Annotated in this window: 21 protein-coding genes; 7 read left to right on the top strand and 14 right to left on the bottom strand. The window is 61.8% G+C overall.

The window, feature by feature from the left end; genetic code table 11:
- Positions 1-58: 58 nt before the first annotated feature.
- From tatC to nagZ, 6 genes are all read right to left on the bottom strand, one after another.
- A complete protein-coding gene (gene tatC / locus AO692_RS18665; protein ID WP_054311556.1) occupies positions 59-931 on the bottom strand; it encodes a twin-arginine translocase subunit TatC in 873 nt (290 codons plus the stop codon).
- Positions 928-1653, bottom strand: coding sequence for a Sec-independent protein translocase protein TatB (tatB, locus tag AO692_RS18660; RefSeq protein ID WP_054311555.1), 726 nt, complete (start codon positions 1651-1653; stop codon positions 928-930). Before tatB ends, tatC begins: the two co-directional genes overlap by 4 nt.
- A gap of 50 nt (positions 1654-1703) precedes the next feature.
- Positions 1704-1922 carry a twin-arginine translocase TatA/TatE family subunit gene (locus AO692_RS18655; protein ID WP_054311554.1) on the bottom strand — a complete coding sequence of 73 codons (219 nt, stop codon included), beginning with the start codon at positions 1920-1922 and terminating at the stop codon, positions 1704-1706.
- Between the two features lie 178 nt (positions 1923-2100).
- Complete coding sequence (gene scpB / locus AO692_RS18650) at positions 2101-2841, bottom strand: SMC-Scp complex subunit ScpB (RefSeq protein WP_054311553.1); 741 nt, start codon at positions 2839-2841, stop codon at positions 2101-2103.
- Positions 2838-3635 carry a ScpA family protein gene (locus AO692_RS18645; protein WP_054311598.1) on the bottom strand — a complete coding sequence of 266 codons (798 nt, stop codon included), beginning with the start codon at positions 3633-3635 and terminating at the stop codon, positions 2838-2840. The genes scpB and AO692_RS18645 overlap by 4 nt, the downstream gene beginning before the upstream one ends.
- A gap of 68 nt (positions 3636-3703) precedes the next feature.
- A complete protein-coding gene (gene nagZ, locus AO692_RS18640; RefSeq protein WP_054311552.1) occupies positions 3704-4723 on the bottom strand; it encodes a beta-N-acetylhexosaminidase in 1020 nt (339 codons plus the stop codon).
- 131 nt (positions 4724-4854) lie between these two features.
- Here nagZ and AO692_RS18635 point away from each other — a divergent pair, with 131 nt between their 5' ends.
- Positions 4855-5154: a putative quinol monooxygenase gene (locus AO692_RS18635; protein ID WP_054311551.1), complete on the top strand. Its 300-nt coding sequence runs from the start codon at positions 4855-4857 to the stop codon at positions 5152-5154.
- Between the two features lie 98 nt (positions 5155-5252).
- Positions 5253-6155 carry a DMT family transporter gene (locus AO692_RS18630; protein WP_054311550.1) on the top strand — a complete coding sequence of 301 codons (903 nt, stop codon included), beginning with the start codon at positions 5253-5255 and terminating at the stop codon, positions 6153-6155.
- A 12-nt stretch (positions 6156-6167) separates the two neighbouring features.
- Here AO692_RS18630 and AO692_RS18625 read toward each other — a convergent pair whose 3' ends face one another.
- The 3 genes from AO692_RS18625 to AO692_RS18615 form a co-directional block, all read right to left on the bottom strand.
- Positions 6168-6635 (bottom strand): DUF1801 domain-containing protein, encoded by a 468-nt coding sequence (locus tag AO692_RS18625; protein WP_054311549.1) that lies wholly within the window; start codon positions 6633-6635, stop codon positions 6168-6170.
- A 9-nt stretch (positions 6636-6644) separates the two neighbouring features.
- Complete coding sequence (locus tag AO692_RS18620; protein ID WP_054311597.1) at positions 6645-7844, bottom strand: MFS transporter; 1200 nt, start codon at positions 7842-7844, stop codon at positions 6645-6647.
- A 168-nt stretch (positions 7845-8012) separates the two neighbouring features.
- Positions 8013-8333, bottom strand: a complete 321-nt coding sequence (locus AO692_RS18615; RefSeq protein WP_054311548.1) for a multidrug efflux SMR transporter — start codon at positions 8331-8333, stop codon at positions 8013-8015.
- 343 nt (positions 8334-8676) lie between these two features.
- Between AO692_RS18615 and cml the strand changes: the two genes are divergently transcribed.
- Positions 8677-9867 (top strand): CmlA/FloR family chloramphenicol efflux MFS transporter, encoded by a 1191-nt coding sequence (gene cml, locus AO692_RS18610; RefSeq protein WP_054311547.1) that lies wholly within the window; start codon positions 8677-8679, stop codon positions 9865-9867.
- 39 nt (positions 9868-9906) lie between these two features.
- On the opposite strand, the gene AO692_RS18605 is transcribed toward cml, so the two are convergent.
- Together AO692_RS18605 and AO692_RS33710 are read right to left on the bottom strand one after the other, a co-directional pair.
- The gene (locus AO692_RS18605) at positions 9907-10506 is read right to left on the bottom strand and encodes a YdeI/OmpD-associated family protein (protein WP_054311546.1); all 600 of its coding nucleotides are present in this window, start codon (positions 10504-10506) and stop codon (positions 9907-9909) included.
- Positions 10506-11009 carry a hypothetical protein gene (locus AO692_RS33710; RefSeq protein WP_244483401.1) on the bottom strand — a complete coding sequence of 168 codons (504 nt, stop codon included), beginning with the start codon at positions 11007-11009 and terminating at the stop codon, positions 10506-10508. Before AO692_RS33710 ends, AO692_RS18605 begins: the two co-directional genes overlap by 1 nt.
- A 19-nt stretch (positions 11010-11028) precedes the next feature.
- Between AO692_RS33710 and AO692_RS18595 the strand changes: the two genes are divergently transcribed.
- Positions 11029-11670, top strand: a complete 642-nt coding sequence (locus AO692_RS18595) for a CGNR zinc finger domain-containing protein (RefSeq protein WP_054311545.1) — start codon at positions 11029-11031, stop codon at positions 11668-11670.
- A gap of 124 nt (positions 11671-11794) precedes the next feature.
- Here the strand turns inward: AO692_RS18595 and AO692_RS18590 are convergent, their stop codons facing one another.
- From AO692_RS18590 to AO692_RS18580, 3 genes are all read right to left on the bottom strand, one after another.
- A complete protein-coding gene (locus AO692_RS18590) occupies positions 11795-14860 on the bottom strand; it encodes an SPOR domain-containing protein (protein ID WP_054311544.1) in 3066 nt (1021 codons plus the stop codon).
- Positions 14861-14962: 102 nt separating this feature from the next.
- Complete coding sequence (gene argS, locus AO692_RS18585) at positions 14963-16720, bottom strand: arginine--tRNA ligase (protein WP_054311543.1); 1758 nt, start codon at positions 16718-16720, stop codon at positions 14963-14965.
- A 62-nt stretch (positions 16721-16782) separates the two neighbouring features.
- The gene (locus AO692_RS18580; protein ID WP_054311542.1) at positions 16783-17997 is read right to left on the bottom strand and encodes a deoxyguanosinetriphosphate triphosphohydrolase; all 1215 of its coding nucleotides are present in this window, start codon (positions 17995-17997) and stop codon (positions 16783-16785) included.
- 73 nt (positions 17998-18070) lie between these two features.
- On the opposite strand from AO692_RS18580, the gene erpA reads away from it, so the two are divergent.
- The 3 genes from erpA (at position 18071) to AO692_RS18565 (ending at position 19933) form a co-directional block, all read left to right on the top strand.
- Positions 18071-18418 carry an iron-sulfur cluster insertion protein ErpA gene (gene erpA / locus AO692_RS18575; protein WP_054311541.1) on the top strand — a complete coding sequence of 116 codons (348 nt, stop codon included), beginning with the start codon at positions 18071-18073 and terminating at the stop codon, positions 18416-18418.
- A 1-nt stretch (position 18419) separates the two neighbouring features.
- Positions 18420-18803 (top strand): VOC family protein, encoded by a 384-nt coding sequence (locus tag AO692_RS18570; protein WP_054311540.1) that lies wholly within the window; start codon positions 18420-18422, stop codon positions 18801-18803.
- Positions 18804-19033: 230 nt separating this feature from the next.
- Entirely contained in the window at positions 19034-19933 is a 900-nt protein-coding gene (locus AO692_RS18565; RefSeq protein WP_054311539.1) for an EamA family transporter, read from the top strand.
- Positions 19934-19957: the final 24 nt, after the last annotated feature.

Genomic DNA, 19957 nt, shown 5'->3' with positions numbered 1-19957 from the left:
CCAACGAGATACGACTCGCGACCATGAACCAGAAGAAGGTGGCGACCGGAGAGCTGGATCAGGATTGTTGCGCGGGATCCGCAGGAGACTCGGAAGACTGCTCCCCAGTGGAGTCGTCTGCTTCCTGCTTCTCCCGTGCCAGTTTTTCGCGCTGCTGGCTTTTCTCGATCATACGCGCGGTCCAGATTGCGACTTCGTACAGGATGATGGTGGGCAGCGCCAAACCGATCTGGCTGAGCGGATCGGGCGGCGTGAGCACGGCTGCGACGACGAAGGCGATGACGATCGCCCAGCGCCGCTTGTCGACCAGCGCTTGCGAGGACAGCAGGCCGACACGCGTCATCAGGCTGGTCACCACCGGCAACTGGAATACCAGGCCGAACGAGAAGATCAGCGTCATGATGAGGCTGAGATATTCCGACACCTTGGGCAGCAGGGAAATCTGCACCTCGCTGTCCGTTCCGGCCTGCTGCATGGCGAGGAAGAACCACATCACCATCGGCGTGAAGAAGAAATAGACAAGGGCTGCGCCCATCAGGAACAAGATCGGCGAAGCGATCAGGAACGGAAGGAAGGCAGCACGTTCGTTCTTGTAGAGGCCGGGAGCGATGAATTTGTAGATCTGCGTCGCAATCAGCGGAAAAGCGATGACCATGCCGCCGAACATGGCGAGCTTGACCTGCGTGAAGAAAAACTCCTGCGGTGCGGTATAGATCAGCTCGACCTTGTGCGGATCGAGCCCGGCCCATTGCGTCGCCCATTTGAATGGGACGACCAGCAGGTTGAACAGCTTCTTGGCAAAGAAGAAGCAGACCAGGAACGCAACAAAGAAACCGCCGATCGACCAGATGAGTCGACGGCGCAGCTCGATCAGATGCTCGATGAGCGGGGCCGACGACTTGTCGATCTCGTCCTTTTCAGAAAGGCTCACTTGGCGGTCCTCGCCGTCTTCTTTATGGGAGCGGGCGCCTTTGCAGCTGCCGGCTTGGCCGCCGCCTTCGGAGCTGGCGTCGCCTTCGCTACGACCTTGGCTGCAGCTGAGGTTTTGGCGTCGGGACCGGACCTGGCCGCACTCGGCTTGGCCGATACCTTTTTGTCGGCTGCCTTGGGTGCCGCTTTTACCGCAGCAGGCTTGGAAGCAGTTTTCGGCGAAGCACCAGACGCTTTGGCGGCTGGCTTGCGCCTTGCCGGCGCTGCGGACGCAACAGGCTCCACTGCCGGAACGGCTGGCGCTGCAGGCATGCTTTCCGGGCCGTTCACGCCGGGCAGGACGGTGGCGCCGTTCTTCAGTGGCTCCGTCGCCTGCGGTTCGCCTGCGGCTGGAGCCGTCGGATCCTCCGCCGGCTTCGGCTTCATCATGTTGTCGACACCAGCGCGCACATCGGCGGCGGCCTGCTCGAACGGATTGAGCTGCTTGCGGATTTGAGCCGCCGGATTGAGACCGCGCAATTCGTCGACCGATTTCTTGACGTCGTCGAGCTCGGCTTCCTTCAGCGCATCGTTGAACTGCTTCTGGAAGTCACCGGCCATGGAACGCAGCTTGGCCACCGTGCGGCCAAAGGTACGCAGCATGTTCGGCAAATCCTTAGGGCCGACGACCACGATCATGACGATCGCAATCACCAGCATCTCGGTCCAGCCGACTTCAAACATGGCTCTGAGTTCCGACTAATGCCTGACGATGTCTCCGGAAAAGCAGCGGCTCAGCTCTTGCCGGCCTTTTCCTTCATCTTCGAGACGGTTTCGTCGGAGCGGTGCTCGACAGTGCGGGAATCGTCGGCTTCGTCGTCAGCCATGCCCTTCTTGAAGCTCTTGATGCCCTTGGCCATGTCACCCATCAGTTCCGGAATCTTGCCCCGGCCGAACACCAGGAGCACGATGACCAGCACGATCAGCCAGTGCCAAATCGAAAACGAACCCATTGTTTATCTCTCTTGAACTGTTTCCCTGCCGCTGATCTATGCGTTTTCGCATCCGGATTCAAACGGAACCGCGACAGCTTCTATCACGTGCGGCCAATTGTCAGCCGGATTTGTTGAGCGCACCCGAAAATACGCCGCTACCAAACAGCGCATGAACGGCTTTCGGTAAGCTGGCCAATCACTCTTCCGTGACGCGCGGCGTCAAAAGGCCAAGCTCTTCGAGATCGATGTCGGTCAACGGATCCTCGTCCTCGGTCAACTCGTCCGGATCGGCAGGGGGCTGCGGCACCGAGAAGTTGGCCGGCATGCGGGTGGAAAGCAGCCCTGCCCCCTTCAGCTCCTCGATACCGGGCAGATCGCGGATCTCCTCCAGCGCAAAATGATCGAGGAACTTGTCAGTGGTGCCGTAAGTGACCGGGCGACCCGGTGTCTTGCGACGGCCACGCATCCTGATCCACTCGGTTTCCAGCAGCGTGTCCAGCGTGCCTTTCGAGGTCTCGACGCCGCGAATATCCTCGATCTCCGCGCGCGTGACCGGCTGATGGTAAGCAATGATGGCTAGCACTTCGAGGGCAGCACGCGACAGCTTCTTCTGCTGAACCGAATCCCGGCTCATCAGGAAGGCGAGGTCACCGGCGGTCCGGAAGGCCCAACTATCGCCAACACGCACAAGGTTCACGCCCCGGCGCGAATAGATGTCCTGCAGCTCCGCCATGGCCGCCGCGACGTTGACGCCGTCAGGCAGGCGCTGGGCAAGTTGCTTCTCGGTCACAGGCTCGGCACTGGCAAAGACGATTGCCTCGGCCATGCGCACGGCCTCGGCCTGATGCAGGCGCTCCGCCGGGTTCTGGACCTGGGCTTCCTCGTCCTCGTCTTCCACCTTGAAGGGGATGACCGAAGCGTTGCTGCTTTCGCTCATTGCACGACCTCGACTGCCTTCACACGTTGACGCCCTCGCAAGTAGAGCGGCGCGAATACCTCATCCTGGCGCATTTCCATGCTGCCTTCGCGCACAAGCTCCAATGTCGCCGCGAAGGAGGACGCCATGGCGGTGCGCTTTTCCTCGGGGCTCGCCAGATATTCGATCAGGAAGGAATCCAATGCAGTCCAATCCCCCGACACGCCGATCAGCCGGGCAAGAATGGTACGCGCCTCTTTGAGCGACCACACCCCGCGCTTGGCGATGCGCACAGTGGAGATCGCCTGCCGCTGGCGCTGTCCGGCGTAGGCGGTGAGCAGGTCGTAGAGTGTCGCCGAAAATTCGTTGCGCTTCTCAACGATGACCATTTCGGGCAAGCCACGTTGGAAAACGTCGCGGCCAAGCCGGTTGCGGTTGACCAGGCGTGCGGCCGCGTCGCGCATGGCTTCCAGGCGACGCAGCCGGAATTGCAGCACCGCCGCCATTTCCTCGCCGCTCTCGCCTTCTTCGCCGGGTTGCTTGGGGATGAGCAGCTTGGATTTCAGGAAGGCCAGCCATGCCGCCATCACCAGATAGTCAGCGGCGAGTTCGAGCCGCAGCGCCCTCACCTTCTCGACGAAGGCCAGATATTGCTCCGCCAGCGCCAGGATCGAGATGCGGGCGAGATCGACCTTCTGGTTGCGGGCGAGATGAAGGAGAAGATCGAGCGGTCCCTCGAAACCGGCGACATCGACGACCAGCTCGGGATCGCCAGTGACACGATCGTCGTCACCCTCGGCCCAGAGGCGGTCCATCGGCGCGGCCTTGCCGGCTTTTTTCTCCGCTAATTCCGCCACCTTGCCTCTTCTCTCACACCATGCGGTTACGCGACCGCCTCGAAATAATCCGCGAATTCGGCCCGCAGTTCAGCCTCTTCCTTGTCGTCATGCCCCTTGACCGAAGCGAGTGCCCGGTTGGCCCGCTCCAGTGCCTTGCCTTCCAGCGGTTTTGCCCGCGAGGCAATGGCGACCATTTCCTCCATGACGCCATTGCAGTGAAGGACCAGATCGACGCCCGCCGCAAGGATCGAGGCCGCCTTTGTCTGGAAATCCCCAGAAAGTGCCTTCATTGACGTGTCGTCGGACACGAGAAGCCCGTCGAAACCGATCTCGCCGCGGATAATCTCCTCCACGACCTTGCCGGAGGTGGTCGCCGGATTATCCGGATCGACTGCGCTGAAGATGACATGCGCGGTCATCGCGATCGGCAGGTGGTTGAGCGCCTGGAATGGGGCAAAATCATGCTTGCGCAGTTCTTTCAACGACGTCGTCACCGTCGGCAGCTCGAAATGCGTGTCGGCGAAGGCCCGGCCATGGCCGGGAATGTGCTTCATGACCGGGATGACGCCGCCTGACATCAGACCTTCAGCAGCGGCACGGCCGAGTGCGGTGACGATTGACGGGTCCTTAGCATAGGCGCGCGCGCCGATAACGTCATTGGCACCTTCCACCGGAACATCGAGAACCGGCAGGCAGTCGGCGGTGATGCCATAGCGCAGCAGGTCGAAGGCGTGCAGACGGGCGAGCAGCCAGGCGGCGCGCAAGCCGATCTCTTCGTCGTCGCGGTAAAGCGCGCCAAATGCCGCTCCAGCCGGATAGTTCGGCGCCAGAGGAGGCCGCAGCCGCTGCACACGCCCGCCTTCCTGGTCGATGAAGACCGGCGCTTCCGGGCGGCCGATGCAATCGCGCATCTCGGCGACGAGATCGCGTATCTGCTCCGGCTCGGAAATGTTGCGGGCAAAGAGGATGAAACCCCACGGGCATTCGCCCCGGTAGAAGCTTTTCTCCTCGCGAGAGAGCGATGTTCCGGCGCAGCCGAGGATGAGGGTCTGTGATTCGGTCATGGCCCGAGTCTAGAGCTTTCGCAAGCTCAAGGGAATCTGGGAGCGAACAGAGGCGAACGTCTCCGGTTGCAATCCAGGCGATACTCGGTCTGACATAGGATGCTGCCACACCAACATCCAGGGTCTGAAAAATGCTTCTGATCATCGGCACCGTTCGCTTGCCGCCTGAAAAATTGGCCGAAGCGCGCCCGGCAATGGAGCGCATGATCGTCGCCAGCCGCGTCGAAACCGGCTGCCTTGAATATTCCTACGCGGAGGACGTGCTGATCGCCGGGCGTATCCACGTCAAGGAGATCTGGCGCGACCAGCCCTCGCTCGACGCGCATTTCGCTTCCGACCACATCATGGCCTGGCGCGCTACCTGGCCGGAACTCGGCATCACCGACCGTGATCTTCGCGTCTACGAGATCGGCGAAGCACGGGCGACGTAACCACAGACGATCGTCTGGCCCGATAGAAGACGCGCCGAGCCCGATTGGCATACTGGTCTTGTGCCACGTAGTTGGTGCCAGTCCAGAACCAGACGACGATGAAAAACGATCTCGCCCGCCCCACCATCATGCTGTCGGCCGGCATGGCATTGTCCGGCACGGCAGGGCTGTTCTCGATCATGTCCGGCCAGCCGACGTTCAACGTCGTTTTCTTCCGCTGCCTGTTCGGCGTGCTCGTGTTGTTTGCCTGGGTGTGCCTGCGCGGCGGTTACGGCGATTATCTCCGCATCGCCAGGCGCCAATGGCCGCTTATCCTCATCAGCGGATTGTGCCTCGTCGTCAACTGGCTGGCTCTGTTTGAAGCCTTCAATCGCACCTCGATCGGCTTTGCGACGATCATCTATCACCTGCAACCCTTCTGGATCGTGCTGATCGCGGGTCTGTTTCTTGGGGAAAGACTGTCGCGCGACAAGCTTGGCTGGATCGCGGTTGCCTTCACGGGCCTCGTGCTGACCATCCTGCCCAAGATCGGTGCCATGCAGACGGACCGGAACTGGCTGATTGGCGTCGGCCTGGCGGTTGTCGCTTCCCTGTTCTACGCGGCGACGACTTTGACCACCCGCGCCGTCAAATCGGTAAAGCCGGATGTGCTGAGCACGCTGCATTGCACGATCGGCCTCGTCGCCTTTGCCCCGTTTGTGGGGACCGCAACGCTGACCGGCGGCCTGCCGATGTGGGGATGGCTAGCAGGCCTCGGCCTCGTCCATACAGGCATCGTGTACGTTCTGCTCTATTCCTCGTATCCGAAGCTACCGACCCCGGTTATCGCGGCTGGCGCCTTCTTCAACCCGGCCGCCGCGTTGATCACGGATCTCGTCGTGTTCGGGCGCTCGATCACACTCACCCAAGGCGCCGGGCTGGTCCTCATCCTGCTGGCCGGATTGGCGATCAATCTCGGCTGGCCACTGCTGTCTGGTTCCATGGCACGGAGCCGAAACTGACAATTTCCGCTGTCATGCACCCTGCTTGTAGCGAACAGGGTTATCGGGCTCAGCTTCGAAGATTTCAGCGCTGCCGGAAACAAGTGCCTCCAACGCGTCGGCGTTGAGGTCTGAAAACCGTTCGAAGCTGAAATTGTTGCGTCCGACGCGAAACGCGCCGAGCCTATTGGCATAAAGCGCGGTGATCGGGTGTCCGTCGACGGTGACCGCGCAGTAGAGACTGATGTAGTTCTTCTGCAGCGCCAGCCCGATCACCGGCCAAGGCGTCTGTTTTCCACTCCTGATCGCATAGAGGAACTGGCCGTAGCCGATCATCTTCATGCGCATGCCGGCCTGACCGGCCGGCGTGCCTTCATGAAAATATCGGCGAAGGCCTGGAGCTGCACGACGGATCAAGCCATCAATCGCTTCGAGTTCGTCCCTGCGTTGAGGGTCGAACTCGAAGTAGCTGTCCAGACTATCCGCGCGAACCTGAAACATGATCCGGTCTCATGCCGGCTGCAGTTGCTGCCTCGGCTGCGGTGGGAATGCCAGTGCAATGGCCACGGCACCCAGGCCGACGATCGCCGAGCCGATGAACAGCCATGTGTAACTCGCATAGGCGTCATATACCCAGCCGCCGGCCAGCGGACCGAAGGCCATGCCGATGCAGGAGAGCATGGTCGCTGCGCCGAAGACGGTGCCAAGGATACGCGGGCCGAAATAGTCGCGCGCCAGCACGGCATAAAGCGGCATGACGCCGCCGTAAGTGCCACCGAAGATCACCGCAAGGGCGTAAAACTCACCCAACTTGCTGACCATCAGATAAGCAGCGATCACAACCGACTGGATGAGCAAGCCGGCGATCAGGACCGGCTTCACACCCAGCCGGTCGCCAAGGATGCCGAACACGACGCGACCGCCGAGACCGGCCAAACCTTCGACGCTGTAGATGGATACGGCTGCCATCGGGGCGACGCCGCAAGCCATGGCATAGCTGACCATGTGGAAGATCGGGCCGGAGTGAGCCATGCAGCAAGCAAAAAAGGTCAGCCCCAAGACCAGGAACTGCATGGACTTGAAGGCCTGGCCAACGGTCATGCCGTCGCCAGCGATGTTCGCGCCCTCGCCATCGGAGACAAGGCCTTCCGGCGCGCGCCGTACCAGAAGGGCCGCCGGGATGAGCAGCACCCAGGACATCACGCCGATATAGAACATGGCCGTGCGCCAATCATAGGCGGTTATCAGCCAGCGCGCGAAGGGCGAAATCGTCATCGGCGCCACGCCCATGCCGGCGGAGACCAGCGAAACCGCCAGGCTGCGATGCTTGTCGAACCAGGCCGTGGTGGCGACGATCATCGGCGCAAAGAAGGCGCTCGCCGCCAATCCGACCAGTACGCCGTAGATAGCCTGGAAGATCAGCAACGAATGGACCTGGCTTGCCAACACCAGCGCCAGCCCGAGCAGCACCGCGCCGATCAGAACCACGATGCGCGGGCCGAAGCGGTCGGTGGCCGCCCCCCACATGAAGCCGCCCACGCCCATGACCAGGAAATTCAGCGTCATCGCGCTGGAAATGCCGGCCCGCGACCAATTGGTGTCGGCCGAGATCGGTTCGAGGAAAATTGCGAGGGAAAACATCGCGCCCAGCGCAACACAGGTCATCAACGCACCCGCAGCGACGATCACCCAACGATAAGAAGTAGCCATATCCGTCCGCCTCCCAAAGCAGGAAACTGCCGAAGGCGTGCCGACCACCGGCCCGCCGTCATCAAAATGACGTTTCGAGACGATGGCCACCGACATTATTGGATGCGGTTTTCTTTTCGAAAGCAAAGACAACTGCCATGACCTGACAGCGGATTGCCCGCTGCAGCGCTAGTGGCTGCTCGACAGCTTCATCATGACGAGGCCGCTGACGATGAGGACTGCGGCCAGCACGCGCATCGGCGTCATCGCTTCGCCGAGCACCATCACGCCAACGGCAAAGGCTCCTACCGCCCCAATGCCGGTCCAGATCGTATAGGCCGTGCCGAGCGGCAACGTCTTCATGGCAACCGACAGCAGCCCGAAGCTGGCGATCATCATGACGATGGTGATGATTGTGGGCGTGAGCAAAGTGAAACCTTCCGACTTCTTCATCGAGAAGGCCCAGACGACTTCCAACAATCCAGCGATAACGAGATAAACCCAGGCCATGACGACCCTCCTTTGGAGAGCCGGGCCGTCCCGGACATTCTTTCCCGATATGGGGAGGTCGTCCTCTGTCCGGCAATTTAGGTTTTTTACGCATGGAAGCAAGGGCTTGGTGCGCATGGCTGCCATGCGCACCAAGCCAAAGTGTGTTGCCCCAGGATGTACGGGGTGTTAAACGCCGCTCTTCGCGACCCTCCATTGGAGCATCGGCATGGGAGCCTTACCGCAGTCAGACAGATAGGCCGCAACGACGCTTTCGTTGTTGCGGCGCGCTGTCCACTCCCATCCAACCGGCTGGACTGACCGACAGACGCCGCTCGAATTCTTTTTGAGTGGACCCTTTGTCATGTCTAGAAAAAATCCCGTATGGGCCCAAGGCCTGCCGGCGGCATTGCTGCTGATGGCCCCTTTCGACCTTCTCGCCTCGCTGGCGATGGACATCTATCTGCCCGTTGTGCCGGCGATGCCCGAAAAGCTCGGCACCAGCCCTGCCCTCATCCAGCTCACGCTCAGCCTCTACATGATCCTGCTGGGCGCCGGCCAGATCGTATTCGGGCCGCTGTCCGACCGCATCGGCCGCCGCCCAATCTTGCTTGGTGGCGCCATGCTGTTCGCGGTCGCCTCCTTCGGCCTCGCCGTATCAACGAACGGGCCGATTTTCCTCGGCTTGCGCCTGCTGCAGGCCGTGGGGGCATCGGCGGCGCTTGTCGCCACCTTCGCCACGGTGCGCGATGTCTATGCAGAGCGGCCAGAGGGCGCCGTCATCTACAGCCTGTTCAGCGCCATGCTGGCCTTCGTGCCGGCACTTGGGCCGATCCTGGGCGCGTTGATCGCCGACCAGGGCGGTTGGCGTGCCGTCTTCGCGGCACTGGGCTTGCTGACGATGCCGGCACTCATCAACGCCTCGATGCGGTGGCATGAAACCCGACCGGCAGCTGCCAGGGCAAACCATCCGGCCATCTTGCCCATACTGCTCAGCAGAGCATTCTGGACCTATACGCTGGCGTTCAGTGCGGCGATGGGAAGCTTCTTCGTGTTCTTCTCGACGGCACCACGTGCGCTGATCGGCCAGGCTGGCTATTCGGAACTGGTCTTCAGCCTCGCATTCGGTACCGTGGCCGGGGTCATGATTGTGACGACACGCTTCGCCAAGCGCTTCGTGGCCCGATGGGGTATCCGCGGCTGCGCGAAACGTGGCATGGTGCTGTTGCTGCTGGCGGCGGCGCTCCTTAGCCTCGGGCAAACACTCGGAGAACCGTCCTTCGTCACCTTCATCCTGCCGATGTGGGTGGCGGCTGCCGGTATCGTGTTCACCGGCGCGGTTACGGCAAATGGCGCGTTGGCCGATTTTGGCGATCGCGCAGGCACAGCCGTGGCTCTCTATTTCTGCATAGAAAGCCTGATCGTCGGCGTTGCCGGCACATTGGCGGTGTTAGCATTCAACGGCGACACTGCCTGGCCATTGGTCGCGTACATGGCTGTCATGGCGACCGTCGTGCTGGCGGCGCTGACGTTGGATCGGCAGCATTCACGCTGACGGCCCTCTCCCGCGCGGCGCCGCCGCGCGGGAGAGTTGTCATTTCCTGCCTTGCGGATAGATCGTTTCGCCGCGCTTCAGCATCGCGACGAAATCCGCGATCTTTTTCGTTCGGCCGGCTTCCGTCTTCATATTGTGAGTGCGGAGGACAAGTGCGAAGCGGTTCTGCGAACTCAGCCTGGCGAACATCGCGCGCGCCGCCGGCTCGGCATCGATGGCAGCCCGGAGGTCATCCGGAACCGTCATATCCTTGCTGCCCTTGTAAGCCTTGGCCCATCGTCCGTCGGCCTTGGCGGCATCCACTTGCCGCAACCCGTGCTCAGTCATGCGGCCTTCCTCGATCAGTCGGGCGACATTATCGACATTGATCTGGCTCCAGATGCTTTTCCTGCCGCGCGGCGTGTAACGCTGCAGATAGCTGGTCTTGTCCAACCCCTTGCGGATGGCATCGATCCAGCCCCAGCATAAAACGGCGTCGATGGCTTCAAGCGGCGTGATCGAGGGCAATCCCGAGCCGACCTTGTGGATCTTGATCCAGATTTCCGTCTCGTTGGCATGGTTCAGCGACAGCCAACCATAGAAGCTGTCAGCATCTGGAAATTCTCTGACCTTGGCAGGATCGACCACGACGGGTGCCATCAGTGCGCCTTGGCCGAATAAGCGAGTGTCAACGGCGCGGGCAAGGTACTGGCCTTCACGTCGAATATCTCGACAGCTTCGGGCAAGACGGTCAAAAACTCCTCGTCTCGCTCCAGATGCCGGATTTTCTTTGGATCGCTGCCGGCAAAATTCGACATGGACGGGATGTCCTTCCAGAAGGACATGACCACGAAATCGCTTTCGCCTGAACGATCCTGCCGCAACATCTGCACCCCGACGGCATATTTCTTCAGATCCGGCAGGCCTTCGGCATAAAGATAAGCCTCATAGTCATCGGCCCGGCTGGCTGTAGTGCTGCCGCGCCACACGCGTACGATCCGTGCCGTCTGGTTTTCCTGCGTCATCGTTTCCTCCGTCGCTTGCGCCCCATGCCCCGGCGCCAGCGTTTTCCGGCGCGCAACGGCCTGTTGCCTGAGCTGTATTTCCAAGATACTAATGGCTACATGCATTAGCAAGGAAAGATCGCCAACCGACGCAACCATCCTGACAAAGGAGGCTCATTTGCTTGCCGACACCAAGACAGGCTGGCCGCATCGCTTTATCGCAGGCAGCTTGTGCCTCGACTTCATCAATACGATCGATCTGCCGGGCACACCGAAAGAACGCGATCTGGTTGCCGATTACGGCGCGCTGATTGCCTGGAGTGTGGCGCGAGCCACGATGATGCCGGCGACAGGAAAAAAACTCCTGAGGTTGGCGAATGCAGCACCAGCCGATGCCAGCCATGCGCTGGCCGATGCGCTTGAATTGCGCAGCGCTGTCCGCCAGCTTGCCGAGGCAGTTCAGACAGGCGGTGATTTTTCTCCATTGTTGCCTGGGATAAATGCCCATCTCGCACGCCTCGTCTCCCCGCCCCGTTTGCTGCCAACGGCGCGCGGCCAAGGCGCTGCCTACGACCTCCCCGGCCGGAACCTGGCAGAACCGCTCTGGCCGATTTTGTGGACACTTTCTACGCTGCTCATCTCCGAAGACCTCAGGAAGCTGGGCACCTGTCACGCGCAGGATTGCCGGGCCATTTTCATCGACCACACCAACAACCGCTCGCGCATCTGGTGCGCCAGCGATCTGTGCGGCAACCGCGAGCGCGTGCGCCGCGCCTACCGCGCAAGGCAAGTGAGAGGAACGTCACTCAAGAGCAACTGAGGCTTGCCACTGTTAGCCACGCGGTCTGCTTGTCGGCATGTCGCATAAACGAACAAGCCGGGCTCCCAAAAGAAAACGGCGCAGCCAAAGCCGCGCCGTTTGTGTTCGGAAGGTTTCGTCCGGTTTACTTCGAGACGAAGCAGTTGCCACCAGCCGCCTTGTAGCTGGTGCACAGCTTGATGGCGTCTTCGCGGGACTGCGCCATCACGCGCACCCGGTAGAAGGTGCCCTTGCCGGCAACGTCGGCCTTGACGATGTTGGCGCTGCGGCCTGCCAGCACATTCGAATAGCGGCGAGCCAGATCCTGATAGGTCGACTGAGCACCCTCGACAGTCGGCTGCGAGGCGATCTGCATGGACCAGCCAGCAGTTGCAGGCGCCGGAGCCTGGGGCTGTGCCGAAGCGACCTGCTGCTGCTGTGCCTGCGGTTTGATCTCGCCGGCTATGTCGACCGGCTGGTCAGACGGGCGCTGCGGCGCCAGCGGGGCAGCGGACGGGGTTGCAGCGACGGTGCTCGGCTTCGCCGGCTTCAGTGCGGGCTGATCGGCGCCGGCCTGCGGAACGGTGCCTGTCTGATCCGGCGCGACACGCTGTGGCGTCGGGTCGGTCGGTTCGGAAGCCGCAACAGGAGCTGCAGCCGGCTCCTCGCGCGGGGCAAGTGTACCGTCTGGCTTGACCACCATGGTGCGAACCTTGCGCGGCGTTACCAGCGCGCCTTCCGGCGTGACGGCGTTTTCCTGTGCAATCTGAGCAACGCGGTCTTCCGACTTCACCGGCTGTTGCGCGGTATTCTGCCCCTGCGCATCACCTTCGCTGTCGTCCGTGCCCGAGAAGGCGGCATTGCGCTCAGCCCGGTCGGCTTGCTCCTTGGCGACGACATCCACCGGCTCCTCGGCGTTCGCGACCAGCTTCGGCTGGGTCGGTGTAGCCGGACGGGCGCCCTTGGCGACGGCGTCATAAACCTTGTTGTCCTGGTTGGGAATGACGGTTCCGCCCGGATTTTCCGGCTTCACCTTCATCGGCTGGCTGTCGGCCTTGACGATAGCCGGCGCATCCGAGCTCGAACCACCGCCGAACGAGAAAGCGAAGGCACCAACGCCGCCGACTACGGCGACCGCACCGACCAGAGCGGCGATCAGCAGACCGCGACGACGCGGCGCTTCATTCGCTTCGGCAGCAGCCGCGTCCGGGATGGTCATGCCCTCTTCAAGGTCCGGATCATAGTCGAAACCGTCGTCGGCAATCTGGCCGCCCTCGGCTGGCATGGCATGCCCCGGATTGCGGGAATCGTAGCCCTGGTAACCGAGATCAGCGTAAGCGGCAGCCGCGGCAGCGGCCTGCGGCGTGTCAGCGTAAGCCGGCATCTCGACACGGTCGCGCTTGTAGTTGTTGGCGTCGTCGTCATATTGAGCCGTCTTCGCAGGCGCCGCCGATTCACCCGGTAGCATCTCGTTGAGAAGCGTCGAGAATTCGGCATCGAGTTCGTCGAAGTTCGAGGTTTCGGGCTTGTCCTGTTCGAAGGGAACTTCCGGGATATCAAGATCGTCCGCAAGCGCAACGACACGCTCCGGCACATCCATGGTCTCGATATCCGGCACGTCTTCGCGAACCGGCTGTGCGGGCTTTTGCCAGGACGCGGCGGCAGGTTGAACAACCGGCTGCGGCGCGGCCTCCGCGCGTGGTTCGACTTGCATGGCCGGCTGAACCGGGGGCAGTTGCGCCGGCGTCGAGAACTGCTGGACGGATGCAGAGTATTGCTGCGCAGGCGCGGAGTATGGCTGCGACGAAGGCGCCACCGGATTGCCGCGGCTCCAAGCCCGCATGGGCTGCGCGAAGGTAGCGGTAGCGGCAGCCGCGGCTGGAGCCGCCCATTTCAGTGCTTCGACCGGATCTTCTTCGACCTGCTCGACCGGTTCCTCGTCGAGTGTATCCATACCGCCGGCCATCGCCGCATCAAAGGCGTCGGTGTCGAAATCGATGTCGTCTTCAGCATGCGGGATCTCGTCGACCGCTTCGATATCGGCAGCGGCGAATTCCTCGACCAACGAAGCGTCAAGATCGGCTTCGACCTCGTGCTGAGCCGGCAGTTCAACCGTGGCTGGAGCCGCGGCAAACTGCGGGCGCCAAGCTTCGGCTTCAGCAGATGGGGCGGCAGCAGGGCGTGCGGTCATGCGTCCAAGCAGCGCGTTGAGCTCGTCTTCCAGGCTGCGGTCCTGCGCAGCGAGGGACGGGGTTTCAGCGGCCACTGCGGCAACGGGTTCGGCGGCGGCAATCGCCACGGCCTCGCTCTCGTCGTTGAAGGCGTCCTCCAGATCGACGTCGAAAGCAGGCTCATCCTCGGCAACGACATCCGCCGGCTGCGCATGATGGCCAAAGGTTGGCATGAATGTCTGCTCGGACTGCGCCGGCTCGACTTCGACAGCCTCGACTTCAGTCGCCTCCGCCGCAACAACCGGCGCCTCATCGTGTGCGCTGAAATCCATATCGACATCGGCCATGGCTGTGTCGAAATGCGCATCGAAATCATCGCCAGCAACGACAGCGCTCGGCTCGACGGCAAATGATGCCGACTCCTCGGCAACAGGCTCGGCAGAAACTTGCTCGGCAACGACGGGTTCTACCGTCGCGACAGGATCCCCGGCCGTTTCGTCCGCGAAGTCGAGATCGCCGAAATCAACGTCGCTCATCGCGGCTTCGTAATCTTCGAACTGCTGTCCGGTCGGCGTGGCTTGCGGCTGAACCTCATCATCGATCGCGACAGCCTCGTCAAAGGCCTGTTCGTCCAGGCTTTCAGCGGCGGCAGCGAAATCGAAGTCTGGAGCATCATCCTCGACCGGAGCAGCTACGGCTGAAACCGCAGGTTCGGCAGCACGGAACTCCTGCTCCATCGAAGCGACGAAATCGTCGTCGACCGTTTCATCGGCATGCGGCTCGGTGGCCTGCGGCGGAAGGGCGGCGAGCGGCTGCGCCGCAGCGACCGGCTCTTCATCGTAAGCCTCGAATTCGCCCATCAATTCCTTTTCGAGGTCGATGTCGAAATCTTCGGCCTGCCCGGCAGTCGGCTGCGGCGCCGCCTGGCGCTGCACCGGCTCACGCGGATCAAAGCCCATGATGCGGGTCAGTTCCGCGAACGGATCGTCACTTGCGATGTCGTTGTGGTTGGCTACACGCGCCTGGGTTCTGTCTGCCATTGTCGTTCCCGAACTCGCACTCATCGGACGCCATGGACGTCGCGGAAGGTTGGCCCCTACCAGCGCAATGTGGGCAAATGGTGACAGGCTTTTCGGTCGAACCTAGCGCATTTCGGTCGGGGCATCCGCTCCGATCAACGCCAGGCCAGACGACAATACGTCCAGAACAGCCTGCACCAGCCCGAGTCTGGCATAGGTCAATTGTGGGTCGTTAACCTTAACAAAACGTAAGCCTACATGATCGTTGCCACGGTTCCACTGTGCATGGAAGCCACTGGCCAGATCATACAGGTAAAAAGCCAATCTGTGCGGCTCCTGCGACTGCGCCGCCTGCTCGATCAAACGTGGATATTCAGCGAGCTTCCTGATCAGCGCAAGCTCACCCTCGTCTTTCAGCAGATCAAGCCCGGCCGACAGTTGCTTGCGCGACGGATCGACGATGTTGAGCTGCTCCCTCGCCTGCCGGAATACCGAATGGCAGCGCGCGGATGCATACTGCACATAGAAGACAGGATTGTCTTTCGACTGCTCGGTGACCTTGGCGAAGTCGAAGTCGAGCGGAGCGTCGCTTTTGCGATAGAGCATCATGAAACGCACCGGATCGCGGCCGACTTCCTCGACCACTTCGCGCAGCGTGACGAAATCGCCGGAGCGCTTCGACATGCGCACGGGTTCGCCATCACGAAACAGCTTCACCAGCTGGCACAGCAGCACCGTGAGCTTCACGCGACCGTCGGTAACCGCCTTGGCGAGCGCCTCCAGCCGCTTGACGTACCCACCGTGGTCGGCGCCGAGCACATAGATCAGTTCGTCGAAGCCGCGCTCCACCTTATCCTTCAGATAGGCGACATCGGCGGCGAAATAGGTGAAGGAGCCATCGGACTTGACCAGCGCACGATCCATGTCGTCGCCGACCGCCGTCGAACGGAACAGCGTCTGCTCGCGGTCTTCCCAGTCGTCAGGCTTCTCGCCTTTGGGGGGCGGCAGCTTGCCTTTGTAGATGTGCCCCTTGAGCGTCAGATCGGCGATCGCCGCGCGGATCGCCTTGGCGTTGTCGGCATGCAGCGTGCGCTCGGAGAAGAAAACGTCGTGATGGACGTTGAGCAGCGCGAGGTCTTCCTTGATCATCACCATCATGGCATCGATCGTGCGATCCTTGACGATGGCCAGCGCTTCATCTTCCGGCATCTGCAGCAGGTTACGGCCAAACTCCTTGGCCAGCGCCTGCCCTACCGGCACCAGATAATCGCCGGGGTAGAGGCCTGGCGGGATTTCGCCGATCTCGTCGCCCAGCGCCTCGCGGTAACGCAGGAAAGCGGAGCGGCCGAGCACGTCGATCTGCACGCCGGCGTCGTTGATCACATATTCCTTCGTCACCTTGTAGCCGGCGAAGGCGAGCAGGTTGGCCAGCGTGTCGCCGACGACGGCACCGCGCGTATGGCCGACATGCATCGGCCCGGTTGGATTGGCCGAGACATATTCGACATTGACCGCGAGACCCTCGCCGATCTTCGAGCGGCCATAATCCTGGCCTTCGTCGATCAGACCGGTGAGATGCCGGTGCCAGAACGCGTCCGTAAGCCTGAGGTTGACGAAACCCGGTCCAGCCACCTCTGCGCCGGAGACGTCGGCATCACCGCGCAAGGCTTCAACGATGCGCTCGGCCAATGCGCGCGGATTCTGACCTGCGGGCTTGGCCAGCACCATCGCGGCGTTGGTTGCGAGATCGCCGTGGCTGGCGTCACGCGGTGGCTCGACAGCGATGCGGCCAAGATCGAGCGTACCACCATCTTTGTCTTTCAGATCAAGGCTTTTCACGGCCTTGATGACCCGCGCTGTGAAGTCGGCGAAGATATTCATGAAAACTGCTCTGCGTTTATGCGAGAAGAACCGGTCTTTGGCCGGCGAAAATCGTGCCCGGCCTAGCTCAAATCAGGCGTTCGGTCAAACAAACGTCGGTGCTCCTTCAACGCATAGGTGTCGGTCATGCCAGCAATGAAATCCGCCACGTCGCGCGCCTTGATGCGGGCCTCGGCGCGATCGAGCCCTTCACGCCAGCCATCCGGCATTGCGCGCGGATCGGCGAAATAGGCGTCGAACAGGTCCTTCACGATCTGCTCGGCATCGGCGCGAACGCGCATCACTTCGGGATGACGGTAAAGCCGCGCATAGAGAAAGGTCTTCAACTCCTTCTCCGCCAGCGCCATCTCGTCGGAGAAACGCACGACGGTCTCACCGGCACCCCGCACAGCGTCCGGGCTGCCGGGAGAAAGACGGGCGAGATTGGTTTTGGCGGTGACGATGACATCCTCGACCATCATGGTGATCTGGCGCCGCATCAGTTCGTGACCGGTGCGGACCGCATCAAGCGCCGGATAGCGCTCGCGGACGCCCTTGAGGATCGACCCCGGCAGACCGACGGCCTCCAGCATGTCGAGGCTGATGAGACCCGAGCGAATACCGTCGTCGATGTCATGGGTGTTGTAGGCGATGTCGTCGGCGATGGCCGCGCATTGCGCCTCGATGCTGGCGTAGCGCGACAGTTCGAGGTCGTGCAGTTCCGAATAGTCAAGGATCGCCCTTGGTACCGGCCCTTTCAACCCTCTGCCCGCGGCATCCGTCAACGGACCATTGTGCTTGACCAGCCCCTCCAGCGTCTCCCAGGTCAGGTTCAGCCCGTCGAATTCGGCATAGCGGCGCTCCAGCCGCGTCACGACACGCAGCGACTGCGCGTTGTGGTCGAAACCGCCCCAGAGCGTCATCTTCTCGTTCAGCGCATCCTCACCGGTATGGCCAAAGGGCGTATGGCCGAAATCGTGAACCAGCGCCACCGCTTCGGCCAGATCCTCGTCGACGCAGAGAGCACGGGCCAGCGCCCGCGCGATCTGCGCCACCTCGATCGTGTGGGTGAGTCGGGTGCGGTAGTGATCGCCCTCATGCGCAACGAAGACCTGCGTCTTGTGCTTCAGCCGGCGAAACGCAGTAGAATGGATGATGCGGTCCCGGTCGCGCTGGAAAGGCGTGCGCGTCGGGCTTTCCGCCTCGTCGAACAGGCGGCCGCGCGAACGCGCCGGGTCGCACGCATAGGCTGCGCGTGGCCGGTAGCCGAAGCCGATATCGCCAAGCTCGCTGGTCATCGCCCCTGTCGCTGTTGACTTGCCCCGCCCCGCTTCATACCTATCATGCAGAACCGAACGCAAGGTGACGCCCATGGGTGCCGACGCCAAAACCGCCATGAAGGTCGAGATGACGGAATCCGCCGCGAAGCGGATTTCCAAGATCGTTGGCGACGAACCCGGCAAAACGGCATTGCGCGTTGCCGTCGAAGGTGGCGGCTGTTCGGGCTTCTCGTACAAATTTGACCTGGTCGACACCCGCAATGACGACGACGTCGCCATCGAGCGCGACGGCGCCACTATCCTCATCGACGACATCTCACTGATCTATATGGGCGGCTCGGTCATCGACTTCGTCGACGATCTAATGGGCCAGTCCTTCCAGATCAGGAATCCCAACGCCGTTGCCTCCTGTGGCTGCGGGACCAGTTTCTCGATCTAACATGCCTTCGATCGGCGCGGTCCGTCAGGTCGCGCTGTCGGCCGGGCGAAATCTCGATACCACGCTGGCCTTCTGGCACGAGGTGCTGGGTCTGTCCCTGCATTCGCGTTTCGATCCACCCGGCATGGCCTTCATCATGGCAGGTGGCGTGCGGCTCTATTTCGCCGACGGCGTGCCGGCAGGCACCGTTTACCTCGACATCACCGACATCGAGACCTTCCACGCTGAAGCCAAAGCCGCCGGCGTACCGTTCACTGCTGCGCCAGCAATGGTGCACCACGACATCGATGGCCTGTTCGGCCCGGCCGGCGAAAGTGAGTGGATGGCTTTCCTGAAAGATCCTGCCGGCAACACCATCGGGCTGGTGGAACGCAAAGCGGGCTAGAGCAATTCCAGGAAAAGTGCGCAACGGTTTTCCGTTCGACATTGCGTAAAAACAGAGACTTAGAGCGTTTTCGTAAAAAACGGAAAATGCTCTAAGTACCACCGGCTGCTGCCTCCAGATCGCGGCTCCTTGCGAAAAGCGTGGCCCAACAGTTCGATCCAAATCGAAACATTGCATGACGGCAACACGCTAGAGGACGATGAAACGTCACAAGGACAGCACGACCCGCCATGCCCGCCAAGACCGCTCCCGAACTTGCCTTGCTCGTCCTTCTGTCGACGCTGTGGGGCGCCTCCTATACCTTCATCAAGGTCGGCGTGGAGACCATCCCACCGGTGACGCTGATCGCAGCGCGAACCCTGATCGCTGGACTGATCCTGCTTGGGGTCTTGCACTGGCGTGGCCTGCGATTGCCGACGCAAGCGACGATGTGGGGCCGGTTCGTGCTGCAGGCGGTGTTGAACAGCGCGGTGCCCTTCACGCTGATCGCCTGGGCCGAACGCTCGATCGATGCGGGACTCGCCGTCATCCTCAATTCGCTGACGCCGATCTTCGCCTTCCTGCTCACCGCACTCATCACAAGGCATGAACCGGTAACGAGCCGCAAGCTGTTCGGTGTCGTTGCCGGGCTTGCCGGCGCATGCCTGATCATCGGGATACAGGCGCTGGACAGGCTGGGCACGCAATTGTGGGCGCAGCTTGCGATGGTGGCTGCAACCATCTGCTACGGCGCCGCAGCGATTACGGGCAAAAGCTTCAAGGGGACGGACCCGATGATCCCCGCCGCTGGCTCGCTGATTGCGGGAGCGATGATGCTCATACCGCTCAGCCTGGTCGTCGATCACCCCTGGTCACTGGCGCCTTCGACGCACTCTTTACTCGCGCTGCTCGGCCTTTCCGTCTTTTCAACCGCGCTTGCCTTCGCGATCTACTTCCGGCTGCTGCAAACGCTGGGCTCGGTCGGCGCCACCGCACAGGCCTATCTTAGGGTTCCCATCGGCGTGGCGATCGGCGTCATCTTCCTCGGAGAGACTGTTACCACAACAGCTGCAATCGGATTGGTGACGGTCATTGCCGGAGTTGTTGCGATGACCTTACCCAGCCGCAGCAAGGCAACGGCAGAGGCGTGAACATGTGACGTAGCGATCGGGACG

The sequence above is a fragment of the Mesorhizobium sp. 1M-11 genome, assembly GCF_001303895.1.
Classification (GTDB): Bacteria; Pseudomonadota; Alphaproteobacteria; order Rhizobiales; family Rhizobiaceae; genus Mesorhizobium.
This window is presented reverse-complemented; position numbering and strand designations above follow the sequence as displayed.

Excerpts from the sequence above, each read along its gene's own strand:
- tatB (WP_054311555.1), bottom strand. The coding sequence starts at position 1,653 with ATGTTTGAAGTCGGCTGGACCGAGATGCTGGTGATTGCGATCGTCATG.
- AO692_RS18655 (WP_054311554.1), bottom strand. The coding sequence starts at position 1,922 with ATGGGTTCGTTTTCGATTTGGCACTGGCTGATCGTGCTGGTCATCGTG.
- scpB (WP_054311553.1), bottom strand. The coding sequence starts at position 2,841 with ATGAGCGAAAGCAGCAACGCTTCGGTCATCCCCTTCAAGGTGGAAGAC.
- AO692_RS18645 (WP_054311598.1), bottom strand. The coding sequence starts at position 3,635 with ATGGACCGCCTCTGGGCCGAGGGTGACGACGATCGTGTCACTGGCGAT.
- nagZ (WP_054311552.1), bottom strand. The coding sequence starts at position 4,723 with ATGACCGAATCACAGACCCTCATCCTCGGCTGCGCCGGAACATCGCTC.
- AO692_RS18635 (WP_054311551.1), top strand. The coding sequence starts at position 4,855 with ATGCTTCTGATCATCGGCACCGTTCGCTTGCCGCCTGAAAAATTGGCC.
- AO692_RS18630 (WP_054311550.1), top strand. The coding sequence starts at position 5,253 with ATGAAAAACGATCTCGCCCGCCCCACCATCATGCTGTCGGCCGGCATG.
- AO692_RS18625 (WP_054311549.1), bottom strand. The coding sequence starts at position 6,635 with ATGTTTCAGGTTCGCGCGGATAGTCTGGACAGCTACTTCGAGTTCGAC.
- AO692_RS18620 (WP_054311597.1), bottom strand. The coding sequence starts at position 7,844 with ATGGCTACTTCTTATCGTTGGGTGATCGTCGCTGCGGGTGCGTTGATG.
- AO692_RS18615 (WP_054311548.1), bottom strand. The coding sequence starts at position 8,333 with ATGGCCTGGGTTTATCTCGTTATCGCTGGATTGTTGGAAGTCGTCTGG.
- cml (WP_054311547.1), top strand. The coding sequence starts at position 8,677 with ATGTCTAGAAAAAATCCCGTATGGGCCCAAGGCCTGCCGGCGGCATTG.
- AO692_RS18605 (WP_054311546.1), bottom strand. The coding sequence starts at position 10,506 with ATGGCACCCGTCGTGGTCGATCCTGCCAAGGTCAGAGAATTTCCAGAT.
- AO692_RS33710 (WP_244483401.1), bottom strand. The coding sequence starts at position 11,009 with ATGGTTGCGTCGGTTGGCGATCTTTCCTTGCTAATGCATGTAGCCATT.
- AO692_RS18590 (WP_054311544.1), bottom strand. The coding sequence starts at position 14,860 with ATGGCAGACAGAACCCAGGCGCGTGTAGCCAACCACAACGACATCGCA.
- argS (WP_054311543.1), bottom strand. The coding sequence starts at position 16,720 with ATGAATATCTTCGCCGACTTCACAGCGCGGGTCATCAAGGCCGTGAAA.
- AO692_RS18580 (WP_054311542.1), bottom strand. The coding sequence starts at position 17,997 with ATGACCAGCGAGCTTGGCGATATCGGCTTCGGCTACCGGCCACGCGCA.
- erpA (WP_054311541.1), top strand. The coding sequence starts at position 18,071 with ATGGGTGCCGACGCCAAAACCGCCATGAAGGTCGAGATGACGGAATCC.
- AO692_RS18570 (WP_054311540.1), top strand. The coding sequence starts at position 18,420 with ATGCCTTCGATCGGCGCGGTCCGTCAGGTCGCGCTGTCGGCCGGGCGA.
- AO692_RS18565 (WP_054311539.1), top strand. The coding sequence starts at position 19,034 with ATGCCCGCCAAGACCGCTCCCGAACTTGCCTTGCTCGTCCTTCTGTCG.